Genomic DNA, 20,745 nt, shown 5'->3' on the forward strand with positions numbered 1-20,745 from the left:
CCTTCCCCTTTCGGGCTCCCGGCGCAACGTCACCGGCCGCCGGGCACCCTCGCGGGCCGCGCGCAGCGGCCGCCGCGCTCGTCCTACCAGCGGGTAGACGAGGATCGTGTAGTGCGGAAGACGGCGAGCGTCACGCCGTCGGTGTCGTGCGCGACGGTGACCGCGGGGATGGCCATCGGCTCCCTGCTCAGACGGGAGCGAACCCCGCGGGCGCCGGCACGGTCTCCTCGTCTTCGACGCGGACCGGGGCGGGCGCGCCGAGCGGGCCGAGCAGGGCGACCATGGCCGGCGGCGCGAGCCACAGGAGGTACAGCGGGGCCCAGTGGTTGGCCTGCAGTTGGAGCGCGGCGAGGACCGCGGTGAGCAGGCCCGCGACGCGGCGCGGGTCGCGCGCGACGTCGCGGTCCAGCGCGACGAGCGCGGCGCCGCCGAGCGCGACGGCGAGCGTCAGCGCCTGGGCGATCGGCTGCCAGCCCTGGAGGCCGAGCGTCGTCCAGAGCGACATCATCGAGCGGCGCGAGAGCTGGAACGTCATCGCGTGGACCATGTCGAACGGGCCGTGGACGCCGCCGCAGGCGACGAGCGCGGCGACGGTCGCGACGCCCACCGCGGCACACGCGGCGATCGCGCGCAGCAGCGCCGCGCCGCGCAGGCGCGCGAGCCACAGCGGCAGTAGGACCAGCGGCGCGATCTTCGCCACGCCGGCCCCGGCCAGCAGCGCGCTGGAGGCCGCGGGGCGCGCCCACCAGGCCAGCGTCCAGATCAGCGCCGCGGCGATCAGGCCGTCGTTCGTGCCGCTCGAGGTCGACATCAGCGCGGCCGGGAAGGCGAGCAAGGCGATGATCGCCGGCCAGCGCGAGCCGGTGACGCGCCCGCCGCCCATCGCCCGCGCGATCCCGGCGGCGCAGGCGAGCATCCCGAGCGCCGCGACGAGCAGCGAGCCGACCGCGTCGTCCCAGTCGGAGGCCACCGGCCAGAGCGCGGCGAACGGGGTGTAGATGAGGTAGATGGGCAACCCGTAGGTGTCGCCGTGCACGACGTCGCCGGGCATGTGGCCGTAGGGCAGGACGCCGTGGCTCAGCAGCGTCGCGCCCTCCATGTTGGCCGTCGCGACGTCGACCATGCCGGTCGAGGTCGCGGTGACGAGAACGGTCGCGAGCAGCAGCGCGCCGGCGATCTGGACCGGCAGCGCGGGCGTGCGCCAGCGGGCGGCGAGCCGCTGGAGGAGCACGGGGGCGTCGGCGTCCTCGGCGTCGCCGGTTCCACGCACGGCGGTGACGACGCCGCGCGCCAACACGTACAGCAGCAGCACCGCGCCCGCGGCCTCGCCGCCGACGAGCCAGGCGCGGTCGATCAGGACCGTCGGGACCAGGAAGGCGGCGAGCACCAGCACGTCGAGCGTGCGCCAGCGCAGCAGCGGGCCGCGCAGGGTCGCGAGCAGGAAGAGCACCAACAACGCGCCGAGGACGGCGGCGTCATGGGCCAGCGGCGCGCCGTAGCCCGCGCGCTGGTGCGGGTAGGTGGCCGGGTGGAAGGTCGTGCCGTCGGTCTTGATCGCGGTCGTCGCGATCCCGCGGCCGTGGCGGAACCACGTCACGGTGACGGTCTCGTCGTCGATGTACAGGACCTTGGCGTCGGTCGCGGTCTTCACGGTCGCCGCCAGCGTCGGGTCGCGCTCGCCGATCGCGATCGCCTTGGCGGCGGCGATCGGCAGCGGCGGGTCGCTCTTGGCGGTCAGGAAGCCGGCGGCGGCGACGCCGGCGAAGACCACGACCGCGACGAGCAGCGCGCAGGCACGCGCGGAGAGGCCAGCGGCGATAGGTGGCCTACGGGAGGAGGGGCCCACCACCGGGGACGTCGGCCTCTTGCGCGCGCGGTGCAGAGGCCCGGTCCGCCCCTGGACGGATGTTCGGGCAGACTCCCGCGCCGATGAACGCCGCCGATGGAGCGCTGCTGGCCGCCGCGGGCGTCGTGACGGGCGCGATCAACGCCGTGGCGGGCGGGGGATCGCTGATCTCGTTCCCGGCCATGCTCGCGACCGGGCTGTCGCCGCTGTCGGCCAACGTCAGCAACCTGATCGCGACGCTGCCGGGCTACGTGAGCGCGGCGGCGACGTCGCGCGAGGAGCTCGCGGGCCAGCGCGCGCGGGTCCGGGCGCTGGCGGCGGCGGGCGCGGTCGGCGCGGCGGTCGGGACGACGCTGCTGCTGGTCGGGCCGGCGGACACGTTCGCGGTGCTGGCGCCGTGGCTGATCCTGCTGGCGTGCGCGCTGCTGGCGATCCAGCCGTTCGTCTCCCGCTGGGTCTCGCGCTCGGCGCACCACACGGCGCCGACGCGGCTCGTCGTGTCGGTCGGCATCGCATCGATCTACGGCGGCTACTTCGGCGCCGGCCTCGGGATCATCCTGCTCGCGGCCCTCGGCCTGACCCTCGACGAGCCACTGCAGAAGCTCAACGCGATCAAGCAGGTGCTGTCGCTGACGGTCGCGATCGTGTCGGCCGTCGGCGTCGCGCTCTTCGGGCCGGTGTCGTGGCTGTCGGTGCTGGTCGTCGGCGCCGGGACGCTGGTCGGCGGGCGCCTTGGCGTCGGCGTCGCGCGGCGGCTGCCGGAGAGGGTGCTGCGCGGCGCGGTGATCGGGTTGGGCGTGACGGTGGCGGTGGTGCTGCTGGTGCGCTGAGCGCCAACCCGCTCAGCAGCGCGACCCGCGCGACACCACGGACCGCCGCAGCCACCCGCGGACGCCGGCATCGGTCACCACCCGCACCCACATGCCCGACTTGTCATGGGTCTTGATGACGACCGGCTGGTTGCGGAACACCGTCCCGACGACGAAGCGCGACGGCGTCTCGAAGAGGTACGCGCGGTCCGCGCACACGCGATGCACGCGCTTCTCGGCCGCGAAGGCCGGCGCCGCGAGCAGGGAGCCGGTCGCGTCCGGGCGCTTGCACAGCGTCCCGACCGTGATCGGCGCGGAGCGGTGCAGGCGCTTGGGCTCGAAGACGATGTGCGCGGTCGTGGACGTGCCGAGCAGCGTCCCGGCCGAGTAGCCGTAGCCGACCCGTGCCGCGGTGCCGCCGTCGGCGGCCGGCGTGAGTCCGGCGACGCGGGTCCCGGTCGGGCACGGCAGCGTGACCGCGGGATGCCTGCTCCCGGCGGCGAGCGTCAGCTTGCGGGTGACGATCGCGGTCCCGTGCGGCACGTGGCGGCCGCCGAGCTGGAGTCCGCCCGTGAAGATGACGCTGTGCACGGTGAACGGCGCACGCTCGCCGGGGAGCGCGACCTGCTCGGAGAACTCGACGGCGCCGCCGGCCAGGACGGCGGTCACCGCGCCGGCGGCCGCCAGCTTCAGGCCAGCCCCCGCGCCTGCGCCGCTGAGCGCGGTCCAGCCGCCCAGGAGCGTCGCGAGCGGCGCGAGCGCCGGCCCCGGGGTGAGCATGCGCAGCGCGCCGCGGACGGTCCCGAGCTGGGCGCGGAAGCGGCGGCAGTCGCGGCAGGTCGTCAGGTGGCGGTGCGCGTGGGCGCTCGCGCGGCGGCGGCGCTCGTGAGCGCTGACGAGGTCCTCGCGGACGCTCACGCACGCGGCGCCGCGGGCGTCGGCGCGGCGGGCCAGGTTCTCCCGCGCGCGGTTGGCGAGGTTCTTGGATGCGCGGACGGTGATCCCGAGGTCGGCGGCGACCTGCTCGTGGGTCGCGCCGTCGACCTCGCGCCGCAGCAGCACCTCGCGCTGGCGGTCGGGGAGCGTCGCGATGTCCTCGAGCATGTGGCGGACGCGGTGGCGGCGGTCGACGACGTCGGCGGGATCGGCGGCGGTCGCGCCGCGGTCGGCGGCCGTCTCGGCCATGTCGTCGATCGGCAGGCTCGCGGCGTTGCCCGCGCGGCGCAGCTCGTCCAGGCAGCGGTTGCGCACCAGGCGGTGCAGCCACGCCCGCAGCTGCATCGGACGGTCGTCGCGCAGCAGCTCGGCGTGGGCCTTGAGGAAGACCTCCTGCACGACGTCCTCGGCCCCGGGCGGGCGCTCGCCCAGGACGCGCCGGGCGTAGCGGACGAGCGACGCGCGATGGCGGTCGTGCAGCTCGGCGAACGCGCCCTCGTCGCCGCCGCGCACGCGCGCGACGAGCTCGTCGTCGCGCTTGGCCGCCAGGCGCGGGATGGGGAGCGTGGGGGCGAGGGCGGCCATCGCTACGCCGTGACCGCCTCGGCCCGGGGCCCGCACAGCAGGTACACGCGCCCGCGGCCGACCGCCTCGTCGATGCCGGAGAAGCGATAGGCGCTCAGATGGAAGCGCCGGGTGGGGTGGTGGTACTGGCCGAGGTCGCGGACCTGGAAGCCGATCGTCGAGCCCTCCGAGATCGCCGGACCCAAGGACACCATGCTGCTCGGGCAGGTGAAGCGGACGACGCGGCGCTCGCGCTTGCGCAGCTCGATGCGCCGGCGCAGGACGACGTGGCCGAACGGGATCCGGTGGCCCTGCGTGTAGGCGCGGCCGCCGAACTCGACGGGGAAGACGCGCGGTGGCCGGATCGTCTCCTGCGGGCCGATGACCGCGGCGCGGCTGGTCGCGGTCCCGAGCAGCAGCGCGGCGACCACGAGCAGGAGCAGGCGGCGGCCGGAGGTGGAGTGGGTGGGCTCGGAGCGCATGGCGTCGAGGAGGCAACGAGCCGGGCTGGACGTTCGTGACGGTCCAGCCCGGCTCGGGGGTGCGACGGGCGCGCTACCGGCGGTGGTGCTTCTTGGCCTTGGCCTTGGCCTTCGCCTTGTTGCGCGCGGCCACGGCCTTGGCGGCGGCGCCCTTGGGGAGCAGGGCGAACACCGACTCGTTGGCCGCGGTGCGAGCGACGGTCTCGAAGGACTTCAACTTGACGTCCTGCGAGAACGAGTACTTCGCGAGCACGGTCTTGATCTCGTACAACGTGAAGCTCTCGGCGTCGACGGTCATCGTCGTCACGCCCGACGGCTCGTCGGTCTTCCACTTGCCGGGGACGGACTGCAGCTGCAGGGCGCGGCGGCCGTTCACGGTCGTCTCGCCGGTCTGGGCCGAGGCGCCGGTCGCGAACGTGTGCTGCCAGTTCGCGGCCTCCTGGGCCAGGCTCTGCCACGGCGGCGTGGTGTCCTTGTCGTCGAGCGTCTGAAGCTTGTTGCTCTTGGCGTCCCACGTGACGGCGTGGCCGCGGTCGAACGCGGTCTCGCTGACGACCTTGCCGGAGGCGACGTCGCGCGAGATCCAATGGGCCTTGTCGGAGCCGAGGTAGAGCTCGTCGTAGGTGTGGCGCGGGAAGTCGCCGGCGATCGTCGTCTCGTGGACGACGTGCTCGATCTTGTTGGACGGCACGGCGAGCGCCGGGTCGTTGATGACGAAGCCGTCGGCCTGCGCGACGCCGGCGAAGGCGCCCGTCGCGAAGGCGAGCGCCGCGGCGCCGGTGACCAGCGCGCGGCGCGGTCGGAGGAGGTGGGTGAAGGGGGTCATGTCGCCTAGAACGACACGACCCCGCCGATGGTCCCGGAGTTTGTTCAGCGACGTCCGGCGGCGAGCACCCAGCGGATGAACACGAGCTGGAGCGGGAGGCGCGCGTAGAGCCCGGCCTTCGGGATCTGCGGGTAGCGGTCGGGGTTGAGCGCCATGTGCAGGTTGGCGGGGAAGACGCCGATCAGCGTGGCGACGAGCCACCAGGCGCCGAAGCGCCGGACCTTCGGGTCGCCGCTCAGCAGCAGGGCGCCGCCGGCGGCCTCGGCCACGCCGGAGGCGTAGACGAGCTCGCGCTGGGCCGGCAGGTAGTCCGGCATGATCGACTCGTAGATCTTCGGCTTGGCGAAGTGCAGGATGCCGGCGGCGACGAAGACGGGCCCGGCGGCGTGCTCGAGGATGCGGGTCATCGGCCGGCAACCTACCCAGGTCGGCGCGCGGGTAGGCTGGCCCTTCGATGCCCCTGGTCTACCGAGAGTCGCTCCCGGTCGAGGAGCCGAAGGGCACCGTGCTGTGCGTGCACGGCTACCCGGAGTCGTCCTACATGTGGCGCCACCTGCTCGAGGCGGTCGCCGACGCCGGCTGGCAGGCGGTCGCGCCGGACCTCCCGGGCTACGGCGACTCGCCGTACGCCGGGTCCGGGTCGTGGGCCACGCACGTCGCGGCGCTGGACGCGTTCCACCGCGAGCAGGAGCTCGGCGAGGTCGTGCTCGTCGTCCACGACTGGGGCGGCCTGATCGGCCTGCGCTGGGCGTGCGAGCACCCGGACCTGATCCGGGCGCTGGTCATCAGCAACACGGGGTTCTTCGCCGACGGCAAGTGGCACGGGATGGCCGACGCGCTGCGGACGCCCGGTCAGGGGGAGCAGCTCGTCGACGGCCTTGACCGCGACGGCTTCGCCGCCATGCTGAGAACGGTGAGCCCTGACCTGGACGACCGCAGCGTCGACGAGTACTTCAAGGCCTACGGGTCGGAGGAGCGCCGGCGGGGGCAGCTCGAGCTGTACCGCTCCGGCGAGTTCTCCGAGCTGGAGGGCTACGACCTGAGCAGCGTCGACGCGCCCGCCTTGATCCTGTGGGGCGAGGACGACCCCTTCGCCCCGGTCGCCGGCGCGCACCGGTTCGCGCGCGAGCTGCCGCATCCGTCGCTCGTCGTCGTCGAGGGCGGCCGGCACTTCGTCTTCGACGACGCGCCGGCGCGCTGCTCGGCCGAGGTCGTCGCCTTCCTGGAGCGCGTGTGATGGCCAAGCGCGAGATCAAGTCCTGGTTGATGGACATGGACGGCGTGCTCGTCCACGAGGAGCAGGCGATCCCGGGCGCCGACCGCTTCATCGCCGCGCTGCGCGAGCGCGAGATCCCGTTCCTGGTCCTGACCAACAACAGCATCTACACGCGCCGCGACCTCGCCGCGCGGCTGCGCGCGTCCGGCCTCGACATCCCCGAGGAGTCGATCTGGACCAGCGCGCTGGCGACCGCCGGCTTCCTGCGCGACCAGCGTCCCGGCGGCAGCGCGTTCGTGATCGGCGAGGCGGGGCTGACCACCGCGCTGCACCAGGAGGGCTACACGCTCACCGAGCGCGACCCGGACTACGTCGTGCTCGGCGAGACGCGGACCTACTCCTTCGAGCGCATCACCCAGGCGATCCGCCTGATCGAGAGCGGCGCGCGCTTCATCGCGACCAACCCGGACGCGACCGGCCCGTCGCCCGACGGCTCGCTGCCGGCGACCGGCGCGGTCGCGGCGCTGATCACGCGCGCGACCAACCGCGACCCCTACTACGTCGGCAAGCCGAACCCGCTGATGATGCGCAGCGCGCTCAACGCCATCGACGCCCACTCCGAGACCACCGCGATGATCGGCGACCGGATGGACACCGACGTCGTGTCGGGCCTGGAGGCGGGCCTCGAGACCGTGCTGGTCCTGACCGGCGTCTCGACCCGCGAGTCCGCCGAGCTGTTCCCGTTCCGCCCGTCCCGGATCCTGGACTCGGTCGCCGACCTGGCGACCGAGCTCGAGGCGGGGGTCGCGCCGATCGTCTAAATCGAACGGTCGTGCGTATAGTTCGGCCGCATGTCGCTGACCCGCACGCTCTTCGACGACGATCACAAGCTGTTCCGCGAGTCCGCCGCGGCGTTCGTGGATCGGGAGGTGCTGCCGAGGCGCGAGGAGATGCGCGAGGAGCGCCGGATCCCGAAGGCGCTGTGGCAGACGGCCGGCGACGGCGGCTTCCTCGGCGTCGCGGTGCCGGAGGCGTACGGCGGCAGCGACGTCGACTTCCGCTACAACACGATCTTCAACGAGGAGCTGTCGCGCGCCGGCATGGCGTTCTCCTCGTCGTTCACGATCCACGCCGACGTGTGCGCGCCGTACCTCACGCGCCTGACCACCGACGAGCAGAAGGCGCGCTGGCTGCCGAAGTTCTGCTCGGGCGAGATGGTCACCGCGATCGGCATGACCGAGCCGGAGGCCGGCTCGGACCTCCAGGGCCTCAAGACCACCGCCAAGCGCGAAGGCGACGACTGGGTCATCAACGGCTCCAAGACGTTCATCACCAACGGCGCACACGCCGACCTCGTCATCGTCGCGGCGCGTACCGCCACCGACCCCAAGGGCCGCGGCATCAGCCTCTTCGCGATCGAGGAGGGCATGGACGGCTTCCAGCGCGGGCGCAAGCTGCACAAGGTCGGCCAGCACGAGGCAGACACCGCCGAGCTGTTCTTCGAGAACGTGCGCGTGACCGACGACCAGCTGATCGGCGAGGTCGACCGCGGGTTCCACCACATGATGGAGCACCTGGCGCAGGAGCGGCTGGGCTCGGCGATCTCCAACACCGCGCACGCGCAGCACGCCTTCGCGATCACATTGGAGTACATCAAGTCGCGCAAGGCGTTCGGGCGGCCGATCGGGACCTTCCAGAACTCGCGCTTCCTCGCCGCCGACCTCCAGACGCGCCTCGACGTCACGCAGGCGTTCGTCGACCAGTGCGTCGTCGCGCACGCCGAGCACAAGCTCTCCGCCGTCGACGCCGCGAAGGCCAAGTGGTGGTCGGCCGAGGTCCAGAACATCGTCGTCGACGCCTGCGTGCAGCTGCACGGCGGCTACGGCTACATGGAGGAGTACGAGGTCGCGCATGCATGGATGGACGCGCGCGTCACCAAGATCTGGGCGGGCTCGAACGAGATCATGAAGGAGATCATCGGGCGCGACCTGGGCCTCGGCGAGGTCCGCGCCTAGCGCCTTGCGCCATCCCGTCGTCGAGCTCCTGCGGCGCCGCGTTCCTGGCGGGCGTCGCGCGCGGCAGCCGGTCTCCCAGCTCGAACGCCGGCCCGGCCCGCTGCGCGCGGCCGCCGACGCCGCGCGGGCCCGGATCGCCGAGCTGCTGCCCGGAGCCCCGCCGATCACCCAAGCGGGCTGATTCCCGGCCCGGCTCCCCCGGACCGGGGACGGGCGCGGTAAACCGTGCTTCCAGACCGGTCCGACGCCGGTCGCCGCTCCCCGCCGTCGCTCCCCACCGCCGCCATGTCCGCCGACCCCAGGACCATGTCCACCGCCGCTGTCGTCATCGACCTGCTGACCAGCCCCGGCACGCCGGCGCCCACGCGCCTGCGGCTCGCCGCCGAGCGGCTGGCCGAGGGTCCGACGGCGACCGACAGCCCCAACCTGCTCGCCCAGCTGGCGCAGGTCATCAACGGGCCGGGCGGCAACGAGCGCGTGTCGCTCGCGCTGCACGTCTTCGACACCGCGACCGCGGTCTAGCTCGACCAGCTACAGGCGCTCGGACCGCTCGCCGCGCTCGGCGGCGTCGCCGAGCAGCGTCCACGGGTCGAAGCGCTCGATCGGGATGACGCGGATGCGCGGGAGCGCGACCGTGAAGGCCCCGACGTCGTCCTCGAGGTCGTAGAGCTCCAGACCTTCGGCCGTGAGGTCGGCGAGCGCGGTCGAGATCAGCTCGCGAAAGCCGATGACGCCGACGCGACGGTCGCCGGTCCGCAGCAGCTCGGCGATCTGGGGCGCGAAGTCGCCGTCGTGCGACGCCAGCAGGACGTCGCCCTCGCCGCGCTCGGCCAGCGCCTCGAGCGTCCGCTGGATCGCGACGTCGACGACCTTGACCTCGGGCGGCCCGGACAGCAGGACCGGCCGGAACTCGAGCGCGTCGAGCGCCTGCACGAACGACATCGGGATCTGCCCCGAGCCGTTGAGGTAGAACAGGCCGCGGGCGGGCTGCTCCCACACCGCGCGGGCGTAGGTCCGCACCCGATCCCACCGCGGACGCTCCTCCGGCGCCGGCCGGCGGCCGAGGAGGCTGCCGCCGAGCGTCGCGTCGATGTTCTCCCCGTCGACGAGGAGGAAGGTCTCAGCCACGACCGTCAGCGTACCCGTACGGTCCCGGGCCATGGCCCCCGCGCTCCCCACCGTTCGCCTGCACCGGCTCGACGCCGACGCCCTCCAGGCGCTGATCGACCTCGACCTCGACGGCGCCCGCGCCCATGCCGGCGTCCCGCTGCCCGAGGACTTCCTGAACGACACGTGGCTGTGGACGCTGCGCCTCGGCCAGATGATCGGCGAGCCGCCGGTCGCGCCGTGGCTGGTGCGCGCGGTCGTCGCGCAGGACGGGCCGGGCGCCGGGCGGGTCGTCGGCCACGCCGGCTACCACGGCGCGCCCGACGAGCGCGGGATGGTCGAGATCGGCTACCGCGTCATCCCGGCCTACCGCCGCCACGGCTACGCGCAGGCCGCGGTCACCGAGCTGCTGGCCTGGGCCGCGGCCAACGGCGCGACGACCGCCCGCGCCTCGATCAGCCCGGACAACCCGCGCTCGCTGGCGATCGCGGCGCGCTTCGGCTTCACCCAGGTCGGCGAGCAGATCGACGAGATCGACGGGCTGGAACTGGTTTTCGAGCGCCCGCTCTGACACAGTGTCAAACCATGTCCGCCGATCCTGTCGCCCTCGAAGGCACGCTCGTCACGGAGCGTGAGCAGTGGCTGGACGGGCCGCCGCACGAGCTGTTCAAGCAGCTGCGCGGCCAGTGCCCGGTCCACTGGACCTCGAAGATCACCGAGTACCCGGAGGAGGACGGGTTCTGGTCGGTCACGACCGCCGACGACGTCCACGCGGTCAGCCGCGACTGGGAGACGTTCTCCTCGGCGACCGGCTTCACCGCGCTGACCGAGGCGATCCTCCCGCTCGCCCTCGCCCAGGGCATGTTCATCGGGATGGACCCGCCGCGCCACGACCGGCTCAAGGCGCTCTTCCAGCGCGGCTTCACGCCCAAGCGCATCGCCGAGCACGAGCCCGCGATCCGGGAGATCACCCGCGGCGTGCTCGACCGGCTCGAAGGCCGCGAGACGTGCGACCTGGTCGGCGACGTCGCGCAGCCCGTCGTCGCGCGCGTCATCGGCTCGTTCATGGGCACCGCGCCCGAGGACGACGCGATCTGGGCGCGGCTGATGAACACGACGCTCGGCGCGGGCGACCCGGACATGAACCCCGAGGGCGTCCAGTCGGTCATGGAGCGCGACGTGCCGGAGATCTTCCGGCGCTGCGGCGAGCTGATCGCCGCCCGGCGCGCCGAGCCGACCGACGACCTCATGTCGGTCCTCGTCCACGCCGAGGTCGACGGCTCCCAGCTCGAGGAGCACGAGATCGTCATGGGGTTCTTCCTGCTCGTCGCGGCGGGCAACGACTCGACCAAGGCCACGTACTGCTCCGCGATGCGCGCGCTGATCGACGACCCGTCCCAGCGCCAGCTGCTGCTCGAGGACCCGGCGCTGATCCCGAGCGCCGTCGAGGAGGCGCTGCGCATGTTCCCCGCCTTCGCGCACTTCCGCCGGACGGCGACGCGCGACGTCGCGCTCAACGGCGCGGAGATCAAGGAGGGGGACAAGGTCGTCATGTGGTACGTGTCGTCCAACCGCGACGAGACGCGCTACGAGGACCCGGACCGCTTCGACGTCACGCGCAACCCCGAGCACCAGGCGTTCGGCGCGGGCGGCCGGCACTTCTGCCTCGGCACCGCGCTGGCCCGGCTCGAGCTGAACATCCTGATCGAGGAGACGCTGGCCCGGTACCCGGCGATGACCCTCGACGGCGCGCCCGCGGACGCCGAGTCGCCGTTCATCAACCAGCTCAAGACGCTCCCGGTGCGCCTCACGCCGTAGCCCTTCCAGACACCCGCTGTCTTCTGAACGACGGCGGCCAGTTGACCCAAGAAACCCTTGCGTCTACTGTTCGGGGCGATGACCGTCGCCGAACGATCGATGGGCCTGGGACTCCGGGCCCTCAACCGCCTTGCCGGATCCGAGATGGTGGACCGGCTGGGCGTCCGCAAGCCCGCGGAGCGCGCGCTGTACCGCGCGACGCGCGACGGCTTCAAGGTGGCCAGCCGGGCCGGCCGGACCTTCCAGGCCGGCACGCGGCTGGGCAAGCCGGCGCGGCCCCGCAAGAGCGGCGGCGCCGGCCTCTTCGACCTCACGCCGAGCGACGAGCAGCAGATGCTCGTGGAGGCCTGGCGGGACTTCGCGGCGGCGCGCCTGCGCCCGGCCGCGGCCGCCGCCGAGAAGGGCGAGGGGCGCGACGCGCTGTACGCCGAGGCCGCCGAGCTGGGGCTGACGATGATCGGCGTCCCCGAGGAGCTGGGCGGCGCGATCAGCGAGCGGTCCGCGGTCACCGCGCTGATGGCGGCCGAGACGCTCGCGCACGGCGACGCCGGCCTGGCCGTCGGCGCGCTGGCCCCCGCGGCCGTCGCGACCGCGCTCGCGCTCTGGGGCGACGCCGACCAGCAGGCGACCTACCTGCCCGCGCTCGTCAGCGAGGACATCCCCGCGGCGGCGCTGGCGTTGGCCGAGCCGCGCCCGCTGTTTCACCCCAACAAGCTGGAGACGGTCGCGCGCGCCAAGCCCGGCGGCGCCGGCTACGTGCTCGACGGCGTCAAGACGCTCGTCCCGCGCGCGGCCGACGCCGAGCTGCTGATCGTCGCCGCGCGCCTGGAGGGCCCGGGAGCGGGCGGCTCCGCGCTGTTCCTCGTCGAGCCGAAGGCCGGCGGCGTGTCCGTCCGCGAGGACCCGGCGATGGGCCTGCGCGGCGCCGCGCTGGGGCGGATCAAGCTCGAAGGGGTGGAGGTCGGCCCGGGCGCGCTGCTCGGCGCCGCCGACCCGGAGGTCTTCGCCGAGTGCGTCGCGCGCTCGCGCCTGGCGTGGGCCGGGATCGCCGCCGGCGTCGGCCGCGCGGTCCTCGACTACGTCATCCCCTACGTCAACGAGCGCATCGCGTTCGGTGAGCCGGTCAGCCACCGGCAGGCCGTCGCGTTCGGCGTCAGCGACATCGCGATCGAGCTGGAGGGCCTGCGGCTGGTGGCGCTGCGCGCCGGCGCGCGCGCCGACGCCGAGCAGGACTTCGCCCGCGAGGCCGCGCTGGCGCGGCAGATCGCCGCGAGCGACGGCATGCGGATCGGCTCCGAGGGCGTCCAGCTGCTCGGCGGCGCCGGCTACATCACCGAGCATCCCGTCGAACGCTGGTACCGCGACCTGCGGGCGACCGGCCTCATGGAAGGCGTCCTGGTCGTCTGATGATCAACCTCGAGACCCCCAAGAAGTTCGGCCCGCTCGTCGCGCAGGCGCGGCAGGTCGCCGACGAGGTCTTCCGGCCGATCTCGCGCAAGTACGACCGCGAGGAGCACGCGCGGCCCAAGGAGCTGGACATGCTCGCCGCCGTCATCGACGGCATGAACGACGGCAGCGACCTCGGCGGCGCGGGCGCCGCCGGCGTGCGGCGCGGGTCCAACGGCAACGGCGCGTCGGCCGACGCCAACCGCAACGGGTCGAACCTCTCGACCGCGCTGTCGATCATGGAGCTGTGCCGCGGCGACGTCGGCCTGCTGCTGTCGGTCCCGCGCCAGGGGCTGGGCAACTCCGCGATCGCGTCGGTCGCCGACGACGAGCAGCTGGAGCGCTTCGCCGGCCGCTGGGCGGCGATGGCGATCACCGAGCCGGAGGCCGGCAGCGACAGCGCCGCGATCCGGACGACGGCGGTCCTGGACGGCGACGAGTACGTCCTCAACGGCGAGAAGATCTACGTGACGGCCGGCGAGCGCGCCGAGCTGGTCGTGGTCTGGGCGACGCTCGACCGCTCACTCGGCCGGGCCGCGATCAAGTCCTTCGTGGTCGAGCGCTCCAACCCGGGGCTGAAGCTCGACCGGCTGGAGCACAAGCTCGGCATCCGCGCGTCGGACACCGCGGCGTTCCGGCTCGAGGACTGCCGCGTCCCGAAGGAGGACCTGCTCGGCCCGCCGGGGATCGAGGTCACCAACGGCTTCGCCGGCGCGATGCAGACCTTCGACAACACCCGCCCGCTCGTGGCCGCGATGGCCGTTGGCCTGGCGCGCGCGTGCCTGGAGGAGACCAAGGCGCTGCTGGGGCAGGCCGGGGTGACCGTCGACTGGGGCGCGCCCGTCGCGACCCAGACGGCCGCGGCCGCCGAGTACGTCGCGATGGACGCCGACTACGAGGCCGCGTACCTGCTGACGCTGCAGGCGGCGTGGATGGCCGACAACGGCAAGCCCAACTCGCTGCAGGCCTCGATGGCCAAGGCCAAGGCGGGGCGGACCTGCGTCGACGTGGCGCTGCGCTGCGTCAAGCTGGCCGGCACCCTCGGCTACGGCGAGGACCTGCTCCTGGAGAAGTGGGCGCGCGACGCCAAGATCCTGGACATCTTCGAGGGCACCCAGCAGATCCAGCTGCTGATCATCGCCCGTCAGCTGCTCGGCCTGTCGTCCGCGCAGCTTCGTTGAGCGTATCTTTCTCCTGCACGGCTGTAGGAACCGCTGGGAGACGCCGATGAGTGTGGCGTGCGCCGGCCCGCGCCCCCATCCCATCGACCGTCCTGGATCTGCCGCGACCAGCCCGAGCGCGAGCGCTTCCTCGACATGCACGCGCGCATCCTGCCCGCGCACCAGAAGGTGCTCGGGCTCGTCGCGCTACTGCTGGCGCCGACGATCCCGTTCGACAGCGCGTACGCGCCGATCCCGCTCGTCTGCGCGGTCGTCGGCTACGCGTGGGCCCAGCACAACGCGACGCGCTTCGAGCGCCCCGAGCTGAGCATCGCCGCCGGGCTGCTGCTCGGGCAGCTGCTGCTGACGGCCGCGATCGTGATCGACGGGCGCCAGCACAGCGTCGGGCTGGCGATCCTGATCTGGCCGCTGGTCGCGGCCGGCGGGCGCTTCCCGTCGCGCGTCGTGTGGGTCTTCGCGGCCTACTCGCTGGTCCTGATGGCCGGGGCGTCGCTGGGCTTCGGCGGCGACGTCGTCCTGCACGACCCGATCCTGCTCACGCTCCCGGTGGCGACGCTGCTGGCCGTCGTGATGATGTCGGCGGTCATCCGCGAGTCCGACGCCCAGCACCGCAGCGCCGCGATCCTCGACGGGCTCACCGGGATGCTGAACCGCACGGCGCTGGCCGCGCGGACGCACGAGATCGAGCACCAGTCGGCGGTGACCGGCGGGACCGTCGCGGTGATCGTCTGCGACGTCGACCACTTCAAGGCCGTCAACGACGGCCACGGGCACGGCGTGGGGGATCACGTGCTGACCGACCTCGCCTACGTGATGCGCAAGGAGCTGCGCGCCTTCGACCTCGCCTACCGGGTCGGCGGCGAGGAGTTCGCGGTGATCATGCCGGGCGCCGACGAGGTGGTCGCCGCGGAGCTGGCCGAGCGCTTGCGCCGCGCGATCACGGCAGCGCCCCTGGCCGGGCTCCCCGTGACGATGTCCTTCGGCGTCGCCGCCTCGGCGCCGGGCGCGTTCACGTGGGAGGACGCCTACGCGCGCGCCGACGCCGCGCTGTACCGCGCCAAGCAGGACGGCCGCGACGCGGTGCGGCTGGCGTCGGGCACCCCGGCGCCGCGCGCGCTCGCGGCGTAGGCCGCGCCGGCACCTCAGCGCTCCGGCAGCTCCCACTCCTGCTCGCCCAGCGTGATCAGCACCGGCTCGCCGTGGCGCGCGGTCACCGTGAGGTCCACGCTCGGGGTGACCGTCTGGTAGACCGCGATCGCGACCGACCGGCCGCCGAGCAGCTCCGCGAGCTGGCGCATCGCGTCGGCGAGCATGTCGAGGCCGCCGAGCGTGCCGGTCACCTGGCCGCTCTCGGGCTCGACCTCGAACGGCGGCAGCTGGCGCAGCTCGATCGCGCCGCCGAGGGACTCGGCCTCCAGCTCGATCGCGTGCGGCAGGTGCATGGTGCGGTCGGCGATCCGGACCTCGACGGGCGCGAGGCGGCCGACGTCGACGAGCGCGGCGGGGCCGTCAGGCATGTCGACGACGACGGCGACCCGCAGCGCACCGGAGCGGTGCAGCACGTCGCGCAGCGTCTCGACAACGGCGTCGAGCGGGCCCACCGAGGCGACGAGGTCGATCTCCTCTTCGGCGTCTGGCTGTGCGTCTTCCATTGTCCTCCAGCATGCCACGCCGGAGCCTGTGAGAGGATCCCGCGCGGAGGAGCTGGGGCATTGGATCCAACGGATACGGCAGCGGCGGCCGAGGCGGTGGTCGGCGGCGACGCGGGACATCTCGCGCGCCTCTTCGCCATGTCGCCGGACCTGCTGGCGGCCGCCGGGTTCGACGGGATGCTCAAGCTCTTCAACGACGCGTGGGAGACGCAGCTGGGCTGGTCGCGCGAGGAGCTGGGGGCCAAGCCGTACCTCGACCTGGTGCATCCGGACGACCGCGCCGAGACGCGCGCGCAGATCGCGCGCCTCGCCCAAGGCGAGACGATCGCCGAGTACGTCTGCCGCCTGATGTGCAAGGACGGCGCGATCCGGTGGATGGCCTGGAGCGGCGGGCCGGGCGACGAGGCGTTCTACATCGTCGGCCGCGACGTCAGCGACCGCCTGGCGATGGAGCACGAGCTCGCGCAGCGCGCCGAGCGCCTGGCCAACACCAACGCCGAGCTGCAGGACTTCGCCTACACCGCGTCGCACGACCTGTCCGAGCCGCTGCGGATGGTCGCGTCGTTCCTGGGGTTGTTGGAGCGCCGGACCGGCGACGCGCTGGACGACAAGGCCCGCGAGTACCTGCACCAGGCCAGCGACGGCGCGCTGCGGATGCGCCACCTCATCGACGACCTGCTGCTCTACTCGCGCGTCGCCAACGAGGCGCCGCGCCGCGAGCAGGTCGACCTCCGCGCGCTGGTCGACGACGTCCTCGGCGTCCTGGGCCCGGCGATCGAGCAGGAGCGCGCGCAGGTCGTCGTCCAGGACCTCCCGGTCCTCGAGGCCGAGCCGACCCAGCTCGCGCAGCTGCTGCAGAACCTGATCGGCAACGCGGTGAAGTTCCACCCGCCGGACCGCCCGCCGACCGTCACGGTCACGGCCCGGCGCACGATCGGCGCCTGCGTCGTCACGGTCGCCGACGACGGGATCGGGATCCCGGAGACCGACCAGGAGCGCATCTTCGCGATGTTCACCCGGCTGCACGGTCGCGACGAGTACGCCGGGACCGGCATCGGCCTCGCGATCTGCCGCCGGATCGCCGAGCGCCACGGCGGCCGCATCTACGTCGAGTCCGGCGTCGGTGCGGGCAGCGCGTTCCACACGCTGCTGCCGGACACGCCGGCCGCGCCCGGCACGCCCGAAGGCCGCTAGCCGACGTCGAAGCGCGCCGTGCGCAGGCGCGCCGCGGTGACGGTCGCCCACGGGTCGCCGAGCGCGTCCAGCGGCGCGGCCGCCGCCTCGACGTCGTAGGCCACGCGGTGCAGGGCCACGGCGCCGGCGTTCGGGTCGAGCGTCGCGTAGGCCGCGCGGACGTCGCCGTCCCACGGCTCGCCGACCGAGCCCGGGTTGACCAGCTCGATCCCGCTCGCGCTGCGGCGGGCGAACTGCAAGTGCGTGTGGCCGAAGATCACCCGCGGCTGCGTCACGCCGCCGAGCAGCCGGTCGTCGTCGGCGGATGACTCGGCGCCGAACGGCTCGACGTCGGACACCGGCGAGGCGTGCACGAACAGCGTCCCGTCGACGACCGCCGACGTCGGCAGCCCGCCCAGCTCGTCGACCGCGCCGCGGCCGAGCGCCGCCCGCACCCACGCGTTGGCGCCCGCGATCACCTCGGCGCCGGGCGCCGCGTCCGGCGCGGCCTGCCAGCGCTCCCAGTTGCCGCGGATCCACGTCGTGTCCGCGGGCAGCTCGCGCAGCCGCTCGACGCACTCCACCGGCCAGGCGCCGAAGGCGGAGTAGTCGCCGCCGAGCACGAACCGGCGCGCTCCGCGGGCCTCCGCGTCGGCCAGGACGGCGTCCAGCGCGGGGCGGTTGCCGTGGATGTCGTACAAGATCGCGAGCATGTCGTTCATGATGCCGTGCCGATGGAACTCCGCGGACCCCACCTGACCCTCCGATTGCCGGACCCTGACGACGCGCCGGCGCTGCTGGAGCTCGCGCGCGACCCGGAGGTCACGCAGTGGTTCTCCTGGGGCCCGTACACCAGCGTCGAGCAGCCGCTGGCCTGGATCGCCGAGCAGGAGGCCAGGCGCGAGCAGGGCGCCCAGCTGGACTTCGTGATCCACGACCGCGAGCACGGCCCGGTCGGGGTCACCGGCCTGGGCGAGCTGAGCCGCCGCGACCGGCGCGCGATGGTCGGCACGTGGTTCGGCCGCGCGCACTGGGGCACGGGCGCCAACGCGGAGTCCAAGGCGCTGGTGGCGCACGCCGCGTTCGCGATCTGCGGGATGGCGCGGATCGGCGCCTACTCCAACCCCGACAACGCGCGCAGCGCCGGCGCGCTGGAGCGCGTCGGCTTCGCCCGCGAGGGCACGCTGCGCGGCTGGCATCGCCACGGCGACCGTCAGCTCGACGTCCACGTCTTCGGGATGCTGCGCGACGACTGGGAGCGCGGGCCGCTGCACGAGGTCAAGGTCGCCGTCATCGGCGCTCCGCCCGCCCGGTGGATCGTGGGCGGCGTGGCATGACCGACGCCGCGCCCCTGCACGTCCGCGGCCTGACGCGCCGCTACGGCCGGCTCGTCGGCCTCGACGCGCTGGACCTCGACGTCGCCGCCGGCGAGTGCGTCGCGATCATCGGCGCCAACGGGAGCGGCAAGTCGACGGCCGTCCGGACGATCGCCGGCCTGCTCGAGCCCACCGAGGGCACCGTGTCGATCTGCGGCCACGACCCGCACCTCGAGCCCGACGGCGAGCAGGCGCGTGCCGCGCTGGCGCTCGTGCCCGACACGCCGCTGCTCTACGACGACCTCACCGTCCGCCAGCACCTCGAGCTCGTCACGCTGGCCCACGGCGTGCCCGACGCCGCCGTGGGCGACCGCATCGACGCCCTGCTGGAGCGGCTGGAGCTGACCGCGCGCGCCGACTTCCTGCCCTCCGAGCTGTCGCGCGGCATGCGTCAGAAGACGGGCCTGGCCTGCGCGCTGATCCGCCCGGCGCGGCTGCTGATGCTCGACGAGCCGGTCGTCGGCCTGGACCCGCCGTCCCAGGCGCTGCTCACCGAGCTGCTGCTGGAGGCCAAGGCCGGCGGGGCGGGGGTCCTGTTCACGACCCACCAGATGTACTTCGCCGACGGCGTCGCGGACCGGGCGATCGTGCTCGGCGAGGGCGCGGTCGTCGACCACGGGACGTGGCGCCACGTGCGCGAGCGCGCGTCCGCCCAGGGCTGGCTGCCCGAGGAGCACGCGGGCCGTGGCTAGCGCGGCGGCCGCCCCGGTCGCGCCCGCGCCGGCGGCGCGCGTGCGCGCCCGCGACCTGCGGCGCTTCTGGAAGCGGGTGCAGGAGCCGCCGTCGCTGCTGAAGCGCCTGGAGCCCGCCTACTACGTCTTCATCACGCTGGCGATCGGCGGGCCGCTGGTCTACGGCACCGCCAGCCAGGCGCTGTCGGAGGTCGCGACGCCGAGCGCCGTCGCGACGTGGGGGCCGGCGCTCGCGCTCGCCGCGCTGCTGGCGGTGACGCGCTGGGGCGCGGTCCAGGGCCCGGTCGTCTTCTCGGTCGCCGACGTCGCGCAGCTGCTCGGCGCGCCGCTGCGCCGGGCCGAGCTCGCGCTGGGCCGGCTGCTGCGCGGCCTGCTCGTGGGCGCCGGGCTCGGCGCCGTGCTGGCCGCGATCGCGTTGATCGGTGTGGCCGGCGACGGCCGCGGGATCGCGGTGGAGCGCGCCGCGGCGTTCGTCGTGGCGCTCGCGCTGCTCGCCGTGCTCGGTGTGGCGGGCGCCGCGCTCGTCCAGGGCTCGGCGCGCTGGGACCGCGGCACGCGCCTCGCGGCCTGGCCGCTGCTCGCGCTCGGCGCGGTCCTCGTCGTGCTCGCCTCGCACGACGGCTCCGCCGGCCGGCACGTCGCGCTCTGGTCCGGGCCGTGGGGCTGGGCGATCCAGCCGCTCGTCGACGACGCCGGCGTGTGGCCGGCGGCGCTCGCGCTGCTCGCGGGGCTGACCGCGGCGGGCGTGCTCCTGGCGCTCGCGCGGCGCGGCAAGACGCCGACCGAGCGCCACCTCCTGCGCGCCGAGGCGCGCAACGGCGCGGTCGCCGCGTTGTACTCCATGAACGCTCGGTACATCCGCCGCAGCCTGACCGGCGTGAGCGGGCGGCCGGCCCGGGCGCCGCGCGGGCACCGGCTGCGCGCGCCGCGCGACCCGCGCTGGGCGATCCCGTGGCGCGACGCCGCAGCGTTGATCAGCACCCCTCAGCGGCTGGCCGAGGCGGTCGTGCTCGCCGCCGGCGGCACCGCGATCTGCGTGGTCAACGGCGATCACCCCGCCGCGGTCGGCGCGGGCGCGCTCGTGACGTTCGCGGGCGCGTCGCGCGTCCTGGAGCCGCTGCGCGCCGAGACCGACCAGCCCGGCCGCGTCCGCGTCCTGCTGCGCGCCCCGATGGGCCGCGTCCTGGCGGCCCACGCGTTCGTCCCGGTCGTCGTCGTGGCGGCGGCGGCGATCGTCGCCGCAGCGGCCTGCGCGGTCGCCGGCGCGTTGCCCGCCCACGGCGGATCCGCCGCGGCCATGGCCGTCCTCGCGACGCCCGCCGTCACGCTGTGCGCCGCGCTGAGCAGCCGCCGCGGCGGCCAGCTGCCGCCGAGCGTGATGGCGACCGGCTACGGCGACCAGACCGGCACGACCGCGATCGTGATCGTCCTGTGGATCGTCGCCTTCCCGGTCCTGGCCGCGCTGGTCGGCGCGCTGCCCGTCGCGCTCGTCGTCCACAACGGCACCGCGGGCGTGCCCCAGCTCGTCGCGCTGCTCTTCGGAGCGACCGCCGCCCTGACGGTCGCGCTGGGCTGGAGCCGCTTCGCGCCGGACTGAGCCCGGCGC

At 74.1% G+C, this 20,745-nt stretch carries 23 protein-coding genes; 15 read left to right on the forward strand and 8 right to left on the reverse strand.

Translation table 11 applies throughout. The annotated features are described in order from the left end of the window. Positions 1 to 187: 187 nt before the first annotated feature. Positions 188 to 1,846: a glycosyltransferase 87 family protein gene (locus DSM104299_RS07625; protein ID WP_272476696.1), complete on the reverse strand. Its 1,659-nt coding sequence runs from the start codon at positions 1,844 to 1,846 to the stop codon at positions 188 to 190. A gap of 83 nt (positions 1,847 to 1,929) precedes the next feature. Between DSM104299_RS07625 and DSM104299_RS07630 the strand changes: the two genes are divergently transcribed. Next, entirely contained in the window at positions 1,930 to 2,676 is a 747-nt protein-coding gene (locus DSM104299_RS07630) for a sulfite exporter TauE/SafE family protein (RefSeq protein WP_272476697.1), read from the forward strand. A gap of 12 nt (positions 2,677 to 2,688) precedes the next feature. Here the strand turns inward: DSM104299_RS07630 and DSM104299_RS07635 are convergent, their stop codons facing one another. From DSM104299_RS07635 to DSM104299_RS07650, 4 genes are all read right to left on the reverse strand, one after another. Beyond that, positions 2,689 to 4,176 (reverse strand): sigma-70 family RNA polymerase sigma factor, encoded by a 1,488-nt coding sequence (locus tag DSM104299_RS07635; RefSeq protein WP_272476698.1) that lies wholly within the window; start codon positions 4,174 to 4,176, stop codon positions 2,689 to 2,691. A gap of 2 nt (positions 4,177 to 4,178) precedes the next feature. After that, complete coding sequence (locus tag DSM104299_RS07640; protein ID WP_272476699.1) at positions 4,179 to 4,637, reverse strand: hypothetical protein; 459 nt, start codon at positions 4,635 to 4,637, stop codon at positions 4,179 to 4,181. A gap of 73 nt (positions 4,638 to 4,710) precedes the next feature. Continuing rightward, on the reverse strand, positions 4,711 to 5,463 hold the full coding sequence (locus tag DSM104299_RS07645) for a hypothetical protein (protein ID WP_272476700.1): 753 nt from the start codon (positions 5,461 to 5,463) through the stop codon (positions 4,711 to 4,713). Positions 5,464 to 5,507: 44 nt separating this feature from the next. After that, positions 5,508 to 5,870, reverse strand: a complete 363-nt coding sequence (locus DSM104299_RS07650) for a DoxX family protein (protein WP_272476701.1) — start codon at positions 5,868 to 5,870, stop codon at positions 5,508 to 5,510. A 47-nt stretch (positions 5,871 to 5,917) separates the two neighbouring features. Here DSM104299_RS07650 and DSM104299_RS07655 point away from each other — a divergent pair, with 47 nt between their 5' ends. From DSM104299_RS07655 to DSM104299_RS07675, 5 genes are all read left to right on the forward strand, one after another. Next, positions 5,918 to 6,700, forward strand: a complete 783-nt coding sequence (locus DSM104299_RS07655) for an alpha/beta fold hydrolase (protein WP_272476702.1) — start codon at positions 5,918 to 5,920, stop codon at positions 6,698 to 6,700. Next, a complete protein-coding gene (locus tag DSM104299_RS07660; protein WP_272476703.1) occupies positions 6,700 to 7,500 on the forward strand; it encodes an HAD-IIA family hydrolase in 801 nt (266 codons plus the stop codon). Before DSM104299_RS07655 ends, DSM104299_RS07660 begins: the two co-directional genes overlap by 1 nt. Before the next feature lie 36 nt (positions 7,501 to 7,536). After that, positions 7,537 to 8,694: an acyl-CoA dehydrogenase family protein gene (locus DSM104299_RS07665; protein WP_349294541.1), complete on the forward strand. Its 1,158-nt coding sequence runs from the start codon at positions 7,537 to 7,539 to the stop codon at positions 8,692 to 8,694. Positions 8,695 to 8,698: 4 nt separating this feature from the next. Continuing rightward, entirely contained in the window at positions 8,699 to 8,875 is a 177-nt protein-coding gene (locus DSM104299_RS07670) for a hypothetical protein (RefSeq protein WP_272476705.1), read from the forward strand. A 125-nt stretch (positions 8,876 to 9,000) separates the two neighbouring features. Then, positions 9,001 to 9,216 (forward strand): hypothetical protein, encoded by a 216-nt coding sequence (locus DSM104299_RS07675; protein WP_272476706.1) that lies wholly within the window; start codon positions 9,001 to 9,003, stop codon positions 9,214 to 9,216. A gap of 9 nt (positions 9,217 to 9,225) precedes the next feature. On the opposite strand, the gene DSM104299_RS07680 is transcribed toward DSM104299_RS07675, so the two are convergent. Then, positions 9,226 to 9,855: an NYN domain-containing protein gene (locus DSM104299_RS07680; RefSeq protein ID WP_349294497.1), complete on the reverse strand. Its 630-nt coding sequence runs from the start codon at positions 9,853 to 9,855 to the stop codon at positions 9,226 to 9,228. On the opposite strand from DSM104299_RS07680, the gene DSM104299_RS07685 reads away from it, so the two are divergent. From DSM104299_RS07685 to DSM104299_RS07705, 5 genes are all read left to right on the forward strand, one after another. After that, on the forward strand, positions 9,854 to 10,372 hold the full coding sequence (locus DSM104299_RS07685; RefSeq protein ID WP_272476708.1) for a GNAT family N-acetyltransferase: 519 nt from the start codon (positions 9,854 to 9,856) through the stop codon (positions 10,370 to 10,372). The two genes, DSM104299_RS07680 and DSM104299_RS07685, sit on opposite strands and share 2 nt — an antisense overlap. Positions 10,373 to 10,386: 14 nt before the next feature. Beyond that, positions 10,387 to 11,619: a cytochrome P450 gene (locus tag DSM104299_RS07690; protein WP_272476709.1), complete on the forward strand. Its 1,233-nt coding sequence runs from the start codon at positions 10,387 to 10,389 to the stop codon at positions 11,617 to 11,619. A 99-nt stretch (positions 11,620 to 11,718) separates the two neighbouring features. Continuing rightward, on the forward strand, positions 11,719 to 13,026 hold the full coding sequence (locus DSM104299_RS07695) for an acyl-CoA dehydrogenase family protein (protein ID WP_349294542.1): 1,308 nt from the start codon (positions 11,719 to 11,721) through the stop codon (positions 13,024 to 13,026). Beyond that, complete coding sequence (locus tag DSM104299_RS07700) at positions 13,026 to 14,246, forward strand: acyl-CoA dehydrogenase family protein (RefSeq protein ID WP_272476711.1); 1,221 nt, start codon at positions 13,026 to 13,028, stop codon at positions 14,244 to 14,246. Before DSM104299_RS07695 ends, DSM104299_RS07700 begins: the two co-directional genes overlap by 1 nt. Before the next feature lie 57 nt (positions 14,247 to 14,303). Beyond that, on the forward strand, positions 14,304 to 15,374 hold the full coding sequence (locus tag DSM104299_RS07705; RefSeq protein ID WP_272476712.1) for a GGDEF domain-containing protein: 1,071 nt from the start codon (positions 14,304 to 14,306) through the stop codon (positions 15,372 to 15,374). Positions 15,375 to 15,388: 14 nt separating this feature from the next. Here the strand turns inward: DSM104299_RS07705 and DSM104299_RS07710 are convergent, their stop codons facing one another. Beyond that, on the reverse strand, positions 15,389 to 15,898 hold the full coding sequence (locus DSM104299_RS07710; RefSeq protein WP_272476713.1) for a hypothetical protein: 510 nt from the start codon (positions 15,896 to 15,898) through the stop codon (positions 15,389 to 15,391). Positions 15,899 to 15,958: 60 nt separating this feature from the next. Here DSM104299_RS07710 and DSM104299_RS07715 point away from each other — a divergent pair, with 60 nt between their 5' ends. Then, positions 15,959 to 17,092, forward strand: coding sequence for a sensor histidine kinase (locus tag DSM104299_RS07715; RefSeq protein ID WP_272476714.1), 1,134 nt, complete (start codon positions 15,959 to 15,961; stop codon positions 17,090 to 17,092). Here the strand turns inward: DSM104299_RS07715 and DSM104299_RS07720 are convergent. Further along, a complete protein-coding gene (locus DSM104299_RS07720) occupies positions 17,089 to 17,784 on the reverse strand; it encodes a metallophosphoesterase family protein (RefSeq protein ID WP_272476715.1) in 696 nt (231 codons plus the stop codon). The two genes, DSM104299_RS07715 and DSM104299_RS07720, sit on opposite strands and share 4 nt — an antisense overlap. A 21-nt stretch (positions 17,785 to 17,805) precedes the next feature. Between DSM104299_RS07720 and DSM104299_RS07725 the strand changes: the two genes are divergently transcribed. Genes DSM104299_RS07725 through DSM104299_RS07735 form a run of 3 tightly spaced genes read left to right on the forward strand, consistent with a single transcriptional unit; the run spans position 17,806 to position 20,736 of the window. Then, positions 17,806 to 18,408, forward strand: coding sequence for a GNAT family N-acetyltransferase (locus DSM104299_RS07725; RefSeq protein WP_272476716.1), 603 nt, complete (start codon positions 17,806 to 17,808; stop codon positions 18,406 to 18,408). Beyond that, positions 18,405 to 19,139, forward strand: a complete 735-nt coding sequence (locus DSM104299_RS07730) for an ABC transporter ATP-binding protein (protein ID WP_272476717.1) — start codon at positions 18,405 to 18,407, stop codon at positions 19,137 to 19,139. The genes DSM104299_RS07725 and DSM104299_RS07730 overlap by 4 nt, the downstream gene beginning before the upstream one ends. Then, complete coding sequence (locus DSM104299_RS07735) at positions 19,132 to 20,736, forward strand: DUF6297 family protein (protein ID WP_272476718.1); 1,605 nt, start codon at positions 19,132 to 19,134, stop codon at positions 20,734 to 20,736. Before DSM104299_RS07730 ends, DSM104299_RS07735 begins: the two co-directional genes overlap by 8 nt. The last annotated feature ends 9 nt before the right edge of the window (positions 20,737 to 20,745 follow it).

This window comes from Baekduia alba (assembly GCF_028416635.1).
Taxonomy (GTDB): Bacteria; Actinomycetota; Thermoleophilia; order Solirubrobacterales; family Solirubrobacteraceae; genus Baekduia; species Baekduia alba.